Below are 12371 nucleotides of genomic sequence, written 5' to 3'. Positions count from 1 at the left end.
TTTCGGGTCTCGTTCGTCCACGCCTCGCCCTTTGTTCGGAAATTCTCTATATATTCTCTATCCGTTACCTATCGTTCACCTATCCAAACAATAGGGAATGGATAGGGAAAGGATAGGTAAACGATAGGTGGAGGCCGAAGGAAGGGCGAAGAAGGGGTGAGCAGATCCCGAGGAGCGCCCGTTTGAAAATACCCTTCAGCCCCTCTGGCAGTGACTGTCGCGGTTCCTTGCTTCCCTGATCCCCGGTTTCTGCTGCCCATGCACTTTTATCCCTTCACTGTTTTTTTGCGTATAGCTGGCCTTGCTGCGACCTTTCCACTGCATTCCCCGGTTTTTTTGCGCTGCTGCGGCGTAAGTCTAGCCCATAGGCAATCCGGCCTTTCCACTGCGTATCCGCTGCAGATCCTGATATAACCAGCCTTTTTGTCCCCGGAGCCCCCGGGATCCTGTTTCACAAAAAGAATCCGCCAAGTTCACAGCGAGTTAGCGGCAAAATGAAATAAATAAGAACAAAAGGCTTGGAAGTGATTATAAAAACTCCCTATCTTTGCACCACTCCGCAAGGGAGGGACGGTTGCTTCGAAAGAAGAGACCATGAAAAAAGAAGGGTTTAGGTAAGCGCGACAGGATTTAAAATCCCGTTCAGATTATTTTAAACGCGGAAATCAGAAAAAGAAAAAGAAAAAAACTTCAAAAGTTTTTGGAAGTTCAAAAGATTTCTACCTTTGCAGTCCCAACGGAAACGGAGGGAAACAAAAAAAAGATAAAGAGGAGCGCAATGCTCATCGGAATATAGCGGATACGGAAGTTGAAGCGAGATAAGTTCTTTAAGAAAACACAATCATGTAAGCGTGACGAGTAGACAAAACGAAAGTCATGAACAAATTCAAGCAATTCGTTCAATTCGATCCAAGATCAGAGATATAAAAAAGAATTCTGATTATGTAAATAGTTGGAATCAAAAACTTCATTTTACAATGGAGAGTTTGATCCTGGCTCAGGATGAACGCTAGCGGCAGGCCTAATACATGCAAGTCGGACGGGATCCATCGGAGAGCTTGCTCGAAGATGGTGAGAGTGGCGCACGGGTGCGTAACGCGTGAGCAACCTACCTCTATCAGGGGATAGCCTCTCGAAAGAGAGATTAACACCGCATAATATATCTGATTGGCATCAGTTGGATATTAAATATTTATAGGATAGAGATGGGCTCGCGTGACATTAGCTAGTTGGTAGGGTAACGGCTTACCAAGGCAACGATGTCTAGGGGCTCTGAGAGGAGAATCCCCACACTGGTACTGAGACACGGACCAGACTCCTACGGGAGGCAGCAGTAAGGAATATTGGTCAATGGGCGGAAGCCTGAACCAGCCATGCCGCGTGCAGGATGACTGCCCTATGGGTTGTAAACTGCTTTTGTCCAGGAATAAATCTCTTTACGTGTAGAGAGCTGAATGTACTGGAAGAATAAGGATCGGCTAACTCCGTGCCAGCAGCCGCGGTAATACGGAGGATCCGAGCGTTATCCGGATTTATTGGGTTTAAAGGGTGCGTAGGCGGCCTATTAAGTCAGGGTGAAATACGGTGGCTCAACCATCGCAGTGCCTTTGATACTGATGGGCTTGAATCCATTTGAAGTGGGCGGAATAAGACAAGTAGCGGTGAAATGCATAGATATGTCTTAGAACTCCGATTGCGAAGGCAGCTCACTAAGCTGGTATTGACGCTGATGCACGAAAGCGTGGGGATCGAACAGGATTAGATACCCTGGTAGTCCACGCCCTAAACGATGATAACTCGATGTTGGCGATAGACAGCCAGCGTCTTAGCGAAAGCGTTAAGTTATCCACCTGGGGAGTACGCCCGCAAGGGTGAAACTCAAAGGAATTGACGGGGCCCGCACAAGCGGAGGAGCATGTGGTTTAATTCGATGATACGCGAGGAACCTTACCCGGGCTTGAAAGTTAGTGAAGGATGCAGAGACGCATCCGTCCTTCGGGACACGAAACTAGGTGCTGCATGGCTGTCGTCAGCTCGTGCCGTGAGGTGTTGGGTTAAGTCCCGCAACGAGCGCAACCCCTATGTTTAGTTGCCAGCATTTAAGGTGGGGACTCTAAACAGACTGCCTGTGCAAACAGAGAGGAAGGTGGGGACGACGTCAAGTCATCATGGCCCTTACGTCCGGGGCTACACACGTGCTACAATGGATGGTACAGCGGGCAGCTACATAGCAATATGATGCTAATCTCTAAAAGCCATTCACAGTTCGGATTGGGGTCTGCAACTCGACCCCATGAAGTTGGATTCGCTAGTAATCGCGTATCAGCAATGACGCGGTGAATACGTTCCCGGGCCTTGTACACACCGCCCGTCAAGCCATGAAAGTTGGGGGTACCTAAAGCATGTGACCGCAAGGAGCGTGTTAGGGTAAAACCGATAATTGGGGCTAAGTCGTAACAAGGTAGCCGTACCGGAAGGTGCGGCTGGAATACCTCCTTTCTAGAGTATCGAAGATCGGTGCTCGTCACGTACATATGATTGAATAAAAGAAAAACATCAGAAGAAAGTGCCCGCCCCTATAAGGAGCAGGACCGAGAGAGATAGATGAACAGAATAGCTAGTCCCGTAGCTCAGTTGGTTAGAGCACTACACTGATAATGTAGGGGTCAGCAGTTCAAATCTGCTCGGGACTACTTAAAGAGATCTGAGAATAGAGATGTGAGCATTGAGACAAATTAAATTGTTTCCTGTCTCCGGTCTAAAATCTGATATCTGAAAAAAGGGGAATTAGCTCAGCTGGCTAGAGCACCTGCCTTGCACGCAGGGGGTCAACGGTTCGAATCCGTTATTCTCCACGTTTTTTGAGGAAAGATAGAGCAAGATAACAGACCATACAAGGTCTGATATCTCAGATCTAAAATCTCCTATCTAAAAAAAAAAAAAGAGTTCTTTGACATATTGAAAGAGAAAAAAATTACAAGAGAAGACAACAGTATAGAGACAATGCTGATATGTGTCTGATGTAGGGAGGAGACCCTCGGTCCAGGCCGAACGAATCTTTGCGTAGCATATCGGTATATATATCAAAAGCAGCCGCATAGTAGCAAAAGGCTATGCCGGTGAAGAAAGTAAATAAGGGCACACGGGGATGCCTAGGCTCTCAGAGGCGAAGAAGGACGTGATAAGCTGCGATAAGCTTTGGGGATTGGCAAATGCGACTTGATCCAGAGATTTCCGAATGGGGCAACCTGACTATTTGAAGAATAGTCGTATGATACGCGAACGCGCTGAACTGAAACATCTAAGTAGGCGTAGGAGAAGAAAATAACAATGATTTCCCAAGTAGTGGCGAGCGAACGGGAAAGAGCCCAAACCGATCATGTTACGGCATGGTCGGGGTTGTAGGACCACGACATTGTACAGCGCTATGAACTGGAAGCAGGTGGGAAACTGCGCAATAAGGGTGAGAGCCCCGTACAGGTAAAGAATGTTGACATAGTGGTATCCTGAGTACCGCGGGACCGGAGAAATCCTGTGGGAATCCACCAGCACCATCTGGTAAGGCTAAATACTCCTGAGAGACCGATAGTGAACCAGTACCGTGAGGGAAAGGTGAAAAGAACCCCGAACAGGGGAGTGAAAAGAACCTGAAACCGTGTGCTTACAAGCGGTTGGAGCAGGCAGGTCCTGTGACAGCGTGCCTTTTGCATAATGAGCCTACGAGTTACTCTTGTCTGGCAAGGTTAAGTCCTTCAGGGACGCAGCCGAAGCGAAAGCGAGTCTTAATAGGGCGCATAGTCAGATGAGGTAGACGCGAAACCTTGTGATCTACCCTTGGGCAGGTTGAAGTTGCAGTAACATGTAATGGAGGACCGAACCGATAAACGTTGAAAAGTTTCCGGATGACCTGAGGGTAGGGGTGAAAGGCCAATCAAACTGGGAAATAGCTCGTACTCCCGAAATGTTTTTAGGAACAGCGTCGGCATCGAGTTTAATAGAGGTAGAGCTACCGATTGGGTGCGGGGAGTCAAATCCTACCAAATCCAGACGAACTCCGAATGCTATTAAATATGGCCGGCAGTGAGGCTTTGGGTGCTAAGGTCCAAGGCCGAGAGGGAAAGAACCCAGACCATCAGCTAAGGTCCCCAAATTCGTTCTAAGTTGAACTAACGAGGTCCGGTTGCCCAGACAGCTAGGATGTTGGCTTGGAAGCAGCCATTCATTTAAAGAGTGCGTAACAGCTCACTAGTCGAGCGGCCGGGCGTGGATAATAAACGGGCATCAAGAACGGTACCGAAGCTATGGATTTGCACTTATGTGCATCTGGTAGGGGCATTCCTATGGGGCGAAGATATCTGGTAATGGGTGTTGGACCGTATGGAAAAGCAAATGTAGGCATAAGTAACGATAAGGCGGGTGGGAAACCCGCCCACCGAAAGACCAAGGTTTCCTGATCAACGTTAATCGGATCAGGGTCAGTCGGGACCTAAGGCGCACCCGAAGGGGCAAGCCGATGGACAACTGGTTAATATTCCAGTACTCTTCATAACTGCGATGTGGTGACGGAGTAGTGACACTGCCGCGAACTGACGGAATAGTTCGTTGAAAGGCGTAGGTATAGGGACGGTAGGCAAATCCGCCGACCCTGCTGAAACCCAATAGTACAGCAAAGCTTCGGTGGCGCTGATAGAGCAGGTAAACAGACTTCCAAGAAAACCCGCTAAGCTTCAGGTTATGAAGACCCGTACCGCAAACCGACACAGGTGGTCGAGGAGAGAATCCTAAGGTGCTCGAGTGAGTCATGGCTAAGGAACTCGGCAAAATGGCCCTGTAACTTCGGGAGAAGGGGCGCTGTCTCAGCGATGAGCAGCCGCAGTGAAAAGGCCCAGGCGACTGTTTAACAAAAACATATGGCTTTGCAAAATCGCAAGATGAGGTATAAGGCCTGACACCTGCCCGGTGCTGGAAGGTTAAGAGGGGATGTCATCGTAAGAGAAGCATTGAATCGAAGCCCCAGTAAACGGCGGCCGTAACTATAACGGTCCTAAGGTAGCGAAATTCCTTGTCGGGTAAGTTCCGACCTGCACGAATGGTGTAACGATCTGGGCGCTGTCTCAGCCATGAGCTCGGTGAAATTGTGGTATCGGTGAAGACGCCGATTACCCGCAACGGGACGGAAAGACCCCATGCACCTTCACTATAGCTTAACATTGAGATTGGGTACAGGATGTGTAGGATAGGCGGGAGATGTTGAAGCGTGTTCGCCAGGATACGTGGAATCAACCTTGAAATACCGCCCTTTCTGTATTCGGTTTCTAACTCCCTAATGGGGAGGACATTGTTTGGTGGGTAGTTTGACTGGGGTGGTCGCCTCCAAAAAGGTAACGGAGGCTTTCAAAGGTAAGCTCAGTACGCTTGGTAACCGTACGCGGAGTGCAATGGCATAAGCTTGCTTGACTGTGAGACCGACAAGTCGAACAGGGTCGAAAGACGGACATAGTGATCCGGTGGTTCTGTATGGAAGGGCCATCGCTCAAAGGATAAAAGGTACGCTGGGGATAACAGGCTGATCTCCCCAAGAGCTCATATCGACGGGGAGGTTTGGCACCTCGATGTCGGCTCGTCACATCCTGGGGCTGGAGAAGGTCCCAAGGGTTGGGCTGTTCGCCCATTAAAGTGGCACGCGAGCTGGGTTCAGAACGTCGCGAGACAGTTCGGTCCCTATCTGTTGTGGGCGTTGGAAGTTTGAGTGGATCTGACCTTAGTACGAGAGGACCGGGTTGGACAGACCTCTGGTGAACCTGTTATGCCGCCAGGTGTACGGCAGGGTAGCTACGTCTGGAATAGATAAGCGCTGAAAGCATCTAAGTGCGAAACTAGCCACGAGATGAGACTTCCTTATAGGGTCGTAGAAGATGACTACGTTGATAGGCCATAGGTGTAAAGGTTGAGAGACCAAAGCCAAGTGGTACTAATAGCCCGAAGCTTTCTCATGCAGAGACACACTGTTGTCTTCCTCTTTAATTTTTGAAACAAAGGAAACGAAACTCTTTCAATATACATGTCAGTTAGACGTGTGCATGGAGCAGAGCTATGTGGGACCTGAAAGGATCTCGGTACTCATATCTCCTATCTCACATCTAAAAAAAAACTTTAGGTGCCTATATCGGCGGTGTCTACCTCTTCCCATTCCGAACAGAGCAGTCAAGCCCGCCAGAGCCGATGGTATTGCCGTAACAGGTGGGAGAGTAGGTCGGTGCCTTTTTTACACGGAAGCCCTTGCTGGAAACAGTCAAGGGCTTCTTTCGTTTAGTTACTTCCCAAAAGGTTCCATTTGGATACTTTCCAATTAACAATGACCCTACAGCGGAAATTCGGTGTAGGACAAGCCTTATCAAGCCGGTGTGTATCCTCCTTGTCATCTAAGGCTATATCTTTGTCGATGTTATGCGGCTTTTGCTGTAGTGATCTTAACCGAGTGAAGTTCCTTTTATGTGCATCGTTCCTGAATAGAATTTGGGCTGCGACTATATAAATACCAGCGACCTCCTGTTGGCGATAGAGCAGTTCCGAACATCATGTATTTACCTATTTGGGGTAGTGTCGATAGTCCTTGTACAATCCCATCGAGGCGATGAAAATAGCCTTATTGAATGTAGCCTCAATCAAAAGAAAATATACCTACCTTCCCTATGAAAGTGACCGCCGTCACTTTTGTTATCAAAATGGATTGCGTGAATCGATATGCTATTTATCGTTTTTGTCTAAACGGCTTAAAATCAATTATTGCACAACGGATATTCGAGAATTTGACCCTTAAAATAAAGTGACGTACATCACTTTTGTACGCATTCTCTATCATTAGATTGTCATAAAATGCTGCTTACTTTTGATTCAGAATCAACAATTTAAGTAATGCAGTTAGAGCAGTTTAATTACGACAATAGAATTGTCAGAAATTTCGGAATCGCTACCATTATTTGGGGGATAGTTGGTATGACCATAGGATTGCTTGTGGCAACGCAACTTGTCTGGCCTCAAATGAACTTCGGATTGCAATACACAACATTTGGCCGTGTACGTCCAGTACATACCAACGCTGTGATATTCGCCTTCGTGGGTAACGGTATTTTTATGGGAGTCTATTACTCCTTGCAGCGGGTGCTTAAAGCGAGAATGTTTAGCGACGTCCTGAGTAAGCTTCATTTCTGGGGCTGGCAATTGATCATTGTTGCCTCGGCTATCACACTGCCATTGGGGCTGACTTCAAGCCATGAGTATGCTGAAATGGAGTGGCCAATTGACATTGCAATTACCCTGATCTGGGTTGTATTTGGAGTCAATATGTTTGGCACAATTATCAAACGGCGCGAACGTCATATGTATGTCGCAGTTTGGTTCTATATCGCTACGTTTGTTACTGTAGCAGTCTTGCATATCGTTAACTCCATTCAACTGCCTGTAGCCGGATGGAAAAGCTACTATGTATACAAAGGCGTTCAGGATGCATTGGTACAATGGTGGTATGGCCATAATGCCGTGGCTTTTTCCTAACGACTCCTTACTTGGGGATGATGTACTACTTTTTGCCAAAAATGGCCAACCGTCCCGTTTATTCCTATAAATTGAGTATTCTGCACTTTTGGTCACTGATCTTTATCTATATCTGGGCCGGACCTCACCATTTGTTATATACAGCATTACCAAGCTGGGTACAATCCTTAGGAGTTGTATTCTCGATCATGTTGATTGCACCAAGCTGGGGTGGTATGATAAACGGTTTGTTAACGCTGCGTGGTGCCTGGGATAAGGTGCGGACAGAACCGATGCTGAAATTTATGGTTGTAGCACTGACCTGTTATGGTATGGCAACCTTTGAAGGCCCAATGTTGTCTTTAAAGCAAGTCAATGCAATCGCACACTTTACCGATTGGATCGTTGCACACGTACACGTAGGAGCATTGGGATGGAACGGATTTATGACCTTCGGTATCCTTTATTGGTTGATCCCACGTATTTACAAAACGGAATTATATTCTAAAAAGCTAGCATCGACACACTTTTGGATTGGTACATTGGGGATTTTATTTTATGCCATTCCAATGTATTGGGCAGCAGTTGTGCAGGGCTTGATGTGGAAAGAGTTTACCCCTGAAGGCGTATTGAAGTATCCAAACTTCTTGGCAACAACATTGGAAATCCTTCCAATGCATATGATGAGAGCAGTAGGTGGTGCACTATACCTATCTGGGGTTTTCTTGATGACATTCAACTTGATTAAGACGATGAAGCAAGGGAAACTTTTGGCAAATGAACCGGCTGAAGCTCCTGCTTTATTACCGGTTCAGGTCAATGAGCAATCTCAACATCGTCGTCTAGAACGTAAGCCCATATTGTTTATGGTATTGGCACTTATTGCAATTCTGATCGGTGGTATGGTTGAAATGGTTCCGACATTTACCATTTCTAAAAATGTACCGACAATCGCAAGTGTACAGCCGTATACAGCATTGGAACTGCAGGGTCGGGATCTCTATGTAAGGGAGGGTTGTGTGAATTGTCATACACAGACTATTCGGCCATTTAGATCGGAGACTGCCCGTTATGGCGAGTATAGCAAAGCTGGCGAATATGTTTACGACACACCATTCTTATGGGGATCGAAACGAACAGGACCTGATTTGCACCGTATTGGCTCTAAATATCCTAATAAGTGGCATTTTGATCATCTTTTAGATCCAACCATTACCTCTCCTGGAAGTATTATGCCTTCATATCCTTGGCTAATCGACCAAAAGTTGGACAATGCGATTCTAAAAGATAAAATGGAAGCCCTTCGCAAATTAGGAATCCCTTATACGGATGCGGCAATAGCGAATGCAGATCAGGATCTGAACAAACAAGCACAGAAAATTGCGGATGATCTGAAACAAAATCAAGTCAATGTGTTAGCCGATCGTGAAATTATAGCAGTAATAGCTTATCTACAACGATTGGGAACAGATATAAAAGCAGCTCCGAAAGCGGCTGAGGATGTTAACGTAAATCAATAGCGCTATGTTTAAACAAATCACAAATTTGAACGGAAGTGAGCTTTACCTTATTGTGTCACTTTGGATATTCCTGATTTTCTTTATCTCGGTCGCAATTATGTTGTTTCGCATGAAAAAGGACTATGTGACTTACATGAAGGAATTGCCTTTGGAAGAGGAAACTGAAAAGGAAATGAATCATTCACCTGAAAGTATATAGTATATGAGTTTATTATTAGATACCGCACCTGCCACGGTAGAAGCTGTTCAGTCTACCTGGGGTTTTGGTACGGATAATTTATACACAGATATCTTAATTATCGTATTGATTGTCGTGATGTTGGCTCTTTTGGCCTCGGCACTGATGGTCAACCGCGCAATGAAATCCATCATTAAGATTACGATGCCTGAACTGGTCAAAGAGGAACAACTCAAGAAATTAGCCAATAAAGGATGGTTGAAACGATCTTGGAATAAGATCATGGGGATTAGGCCTATTTCTGAGGAAAAGGACATTGTCATCGATCACGAATACGATGGTATCCGGGAACTGGATAATCCCATTCCAATCTGGTTTAATTTTTTGTTCTATGGAACAATCTTCTTTGGCGTGGTCTACTTATTCATCTATCAGGTCTCTGGGATCGGTATGAATCAAGACCAGGAGTACGCACATGAAATGGTTGTTGCAGAAAAAGAAAGACAGGCTTATTTAGCTGCTTCTGCGAGTAATGTTGATGAAAATACGGTTGAATTTGAACCAGACATGGCTGTTGAGGGAAAAGCAATATTCGCTACAAACTGTGTCGCCTGTCATGGAGGAAACGGGGAAGGTGGTATTGGACCTAATTTAACGGATAAATTTTGGTTGCATGGCGGGGAGATCAAAGATCTTTTCAAAACAATTAAGTATGGTGTCCCGGATAAAGGAATGGTGCCTTGGGAACAGACTTTGAGTCCAGCTCAAATTGCACAGGTGGCAAGTTACATTGTCACGCTGAGAGATACACATCCGGCCAATCCAAAGGAAGCGCAAGGAGAAGAGGTAGCCTATGGGAATGCTAAGGATGCCGCACAACCAAAAGATGGTACAGGGACAGAAAAAGAAGCTGAGTAGTAAATCGAGACTGAAATGAGCACAGTAGTAGTTAATAATGCCAATAATGGCGGATCTAAGTCAAAAAAGAGACAGTGGATTTATGCCAAAAAACCGCAGGGAGCACTTTATAAAAAGAGACAGTGGGTTGGTTATACACTACTACTGTTCTTATTTGTAGCTCCTTTCATCAAGATAAACGGTGAACCATTCTTGATGTTCAATATTATTGAACGGAAATTTTCGATTTTGGGCAGCCTTTTCTATCCTCAGGATCTCTACATATTTGTGTTTGGAATGTTGATCGTAATGGTCTGTGTTGTGCTATTTACGGTTGTATTTGGTCGGGTCTGGTGTGGATGGACATGCCCACAAACGATTTTTCTCGAATTGATCTTTAGAAGGATAGAGTATTGGATTGAAGGAGATTGGCAACAACAGAAGAAATTAAATGAAGGCCCCAACACGGATCAAAAGCAGTTGAAGAAAGTGTTGAAGCACAGCATCTTTTTGATCATTTCGTTTTTTATATCGAACATCTTTTTGGCTTATATTATAGGTTCGGATGCGTTGATTAAAATCATCAGCGATCCGCTGGATCAGCATATCGGTGGTTTGGTCTCCATTATCTTATTCACACTGGTATTTTACGCGGTATTTGCTTATGTCAGAGAGATTGTGTGCATCGCAATTTGTCCCTATGGCAGATTACAGGGGTTCTTTTGGATGATCAAAGTATCACTGTAGCCTATGATCATAGACGTGGTGAACCCAGAGGGAAACAACAAAAAGATGCTTCTAATACACAAGGTGACTGCGTTGACTGCAAGCTCTGTGTTCACGTTTGTCCGACAGGAATAGATATCCGTAAGGGACTACAGTTGGAATGTGTAAGCTGTACAGCTTGTATTGATGCTTGCGACGCTGTCATGGAAAAAATTGGAAAACCAAAAAAATTGATCGGTTTTTATCCCATGGGGAAATTGAAGGCACACTCAAGAAGAAAAGTAATATCCGTGCTGTTGCTTACTCTATTGTCTTGGTATTGTTGATGACGGTATTTGGTTTTCTGTTGTTCAATCGCTCTCAGGTTGACGGTCGTTTGTTGCGGGCGAAAGGAAGTACGTACCAGCTTCGGGACGATAAGACGATCAGTAATCTTTATGCTTTGGAATTAATCAACAAATCTGGGAAGGAAATGCCTTTTAGGTTGATATGTGAAGATCCGAGGCTGAAGATTCAACTGGTCAATCCTATCCAGAAGCTCAGTAAAGATGGGCACGCCTCTTTAAGCTTTTTCTAATTATCGCGAATAAGGACGTCGAAACATATAAAAGTAATATCAAATTATCTATCTATTCAGGGGACAAAAAGGTGGAAAGTCTAAAAACTACTTTCATTGCTCCTCCTGGCATGAATTAAAAAAATAAAAATAATGAATTGGGGTACAAAAATTTTTTTGAGCTTGGCGGTATTTATGTTGTGCATTGTCGGAGCTGGATTGTATATGGTCAGCCACAACTCGGACAGCTTGGAAGAAGATGATTACTATGAACAGGGTTTGAACTATGACCAGGCTTATGAAAAAAAAACAGAATGTGCTGAACATGAAAGAGACGCCAACTATCGAGCTTAGAAAAGATACACTTTATATCCATTTCGTCTCCAAAGTGAATAGGGAAAGCTTTTGTTCCGTAAGCCTTCAGATAATACGCTAGATAAGGAGTTGCCATTTCAGACAACTGGTAATCTGTTTACATTACCCATTTCCTCATTCGATAAAGGGATGTGGAATTTGTATGTTGACTGGGAAAGCGCTGGTAAGGATTTTCTATTTGAGGAACATATTTTATTTTAAACCGAGAAAATGAGTTACACCTACTTTGCATTTTTTATGGGCTTATTTGGTAGCATACATTGTGCGGTCATGTGTGGTCCCTTAATTTTTGCAATTGAGGGTAGGCAAGGACTAAGCTGGGCTGTTTTTCTAAATAAAGTACTTTATCAGTTAGGCAGGGTTTTGACTTATGGTAGTCTCGGTTTTCTTTTGGGAACGATAGGTACATTTGCCCAAGTCCAGGGCTGGCAACGTGCATTGAGCTGGATCACGGGAGTATTATTAGTGCTGATTGCAGTGGTTCAGCTTATAGGGAAAAACAATCGTACAATTGCCAGCTTGCAGACTCGTTCCGTGCAGCCTGTTGTCAGGCTTCTGTCGAAATGGTTATATAAACCTGGGGAGT

General features: G+C 45.1%; 6 protein-coding genes, 2 tRNA genes, 3 rRNA genes and 3 pseudogenes. 13 read left to right on the top strand and 1 reads right to left on the bottom strand.

Going from position 1 to position 12371, the window contains the following annotated elements:
- Window positions 1–68: 68 nt before the first annotated feature.
- A complete protein-coding gene (locus KUH03_RS06645) occupies window positions 69–260 on the bottom strand; it encodes a hypothetical protein (RefSeq protein WP_257092106.1) in 192 nt (63 codons plus the stop codon).
- Between the two features lie 714 nt (window positions 261–974).
- Between KUH03_RS06645 and KUH03_RS06640 the strand changes: the two genes are divergently transcribed.
- The 13 genes and pseudogenes from KUH03_RS06640 to KUH03_RS06580 form a co-directional block, all read left to right on the top strand.
- Window positions 975–2499, top strand: a 16S ribosomal RNA gene (locus KUH03_RS06640).
- Window positions 2500–2619: 120 nt separating this feature from the next.
- Window positions 2620–2693 (top strand) — tRNA-Ile (locus tag KUH03_RS06635).
- An 88-nt stretch (window positions 2694–2781) separates the two neighbouring features.
- A tRNA-Ala gene (locus KUH03_RS06630) sits at window positions 2782–2855 on the top strand.
- 267 nt (window positions 2856–3122) lie between these two features.
- A 23S ribosomal RNA gene (locus KUH03_RS06625) occupies window positions 3123–5994 on the top strand.
- Between the two features lie 159 nt (window positions 5995–6153).
- A 5S ribosomal RNA gene (gene rrf, locus KUH03_RS06620) occupies window positions 6154–6265 on the top strand.
- The 16S, 23S and 5S rRNA genes sit together here with 2 tRNA genes alongside, the layout of an rRNA operon.
- A gap of 650 nt (window positions 6266–6915) precedes the next feature.
- A pseudogene (gene ccoN / locus KUH03_RS06615) lies at window positions 6916–9053 on the top strand (cytochrome-c oxidase, cbb3-type subunit I).
- Window positions 9054–9057: 4 nt separating this feature from the next.
- A complete protein-coding gene (locus tag KUH03_RS06610; RefSeq protein ID WP_120260567.1) occupies window positions 9058–9252 on the top strand; it encodes a hypothetical protein in 195 nt (64 codons plus the stop codon).
- A gap of 3 nt (window positions 9253–9255) precedes the next feature.
- Window positions 9256–10149: a cbb3-type cytochrome c oxidase N-terminal domain-containing protein gene (locus KUH03_RS06605; RefSeq protein ID WP_257092105.1), complete on the top strand. Its 894-nt coding sequence runs from the start codon at window positions 9256–9258 to the stop codon at window positions 10147–10149.
- A gap of 15 nt (window positions 10150–10164) precedes the next feature.
- A complete protein-coding gene (locus tag KUH03_RS06600; protein ID WP_257092104.1) occupies window positions 10165–10875 on the top strand; it encodes a 4Fe-4S binding protein in 711 nt (236 codons plus the stop codon).
- The gene (locus KUH03_RS06595; RefSeq protein ID WP_257092103.1) at window positions 10851–11180 is read left to right on the top strand and encodes a 4Fe-4S dicluster domain-containing protein; all 330 of its coding nucleotides are present in this window, start codon (window positions 10851–10853) and stop codon (window positions 11178–11180) included. The genes KUH03_RS06600 and KUH03_RS06595 overlap by 25 nt, the downstream gene beginning before the upstream one ends.
- Window positions 11180–11431 carry a FixG Ig-like domain-containing protein gene (locus tag KUH03_RS06590; RefSeq protein ID WP_257096742.1) on the top strand — a complete coding sequence of 84 codons (252 nt, stop codon included), beginning with the start codon at window positions 11180–11182 and terminating at the stop codon, window positions 11429–11431. Before KUH03_RS06595 ends, KUH03_RS06590 begins: the two co-directional genes overlap by 1 nt.
- A gap of 132 nt (window positions 11432–11563) precedes the next feature.
- Window positions 11564–11986 (top strand): annotated as a pseudogene (locus tag KUH03_RS06585) (FixH family protein).
- A gap of 9 nt (window positions 11987–11995) precedes the next feature.
- Window positions 11996–12232, top strand: a pseudogene (locus KUH03_RS06580) (sulfite exporter TauE/SafE family protein); the annotation flags it as partial.
- Window positions 12233–12371 lie beyond the last annotated feature (139 nt).

Origin of the sequence: Sphingobacterium sp. E70 (genome assembly GCF_019285695.1) — a bacterium.
GTDB lineage: Bacteria > Bacteroidota > Bacteroidia > Sphingobacteriales > Sphingobacteriaceae > Sphingobacterium > Sphingobacterium detergens.
The sequence above is the reverse complement of the archived record's forward strand: the minus strand, read 5'-3'. Positions and strand labels throughout refer to the sequence as shown.

What these genes read in the sequence shown, in the direction of transcription:
- KUH03_RS06600 (WP_257092104.1), top strand. Translation starts at nt 10,165, where the DNA reads ATGAGCACAGTAGTAGTTAATAATGCCAATAATGGCGGATCTAAGTCA.
- KUH03_RS06645 (WP_257092106.1), bottom strand. Translation starts at nt 260, where the DNA reads ATGGGCAGCAGAAACCGGGGATCAGGGAAGCAAGGAACCGCGACAGTC.
- KUH03_RS06590 (WP_257096742.1), top strand. Translation starts at nt 11,180, where the DNA reads ATGACGGTATTTGGTTTTCTGTTGTTCAATCGCTCTCAGGTTGACGGT.
- KUH03_RS06610 (WP_120260567.1), top strand. Translation starts at nt 9,058, where the DNA reads ATGTTTAAACAAATCACAAATTTGAACGGAAGTGAGCTTTACCTTATT.
- KUH03_RS06605 (WP_257092105.1), top strand. Translation starts at nt 9,256, where the DNA reads ATGAGTTTATTATTAGATACCGCACCTGCCACGGTAGAAGCTGTTCAG.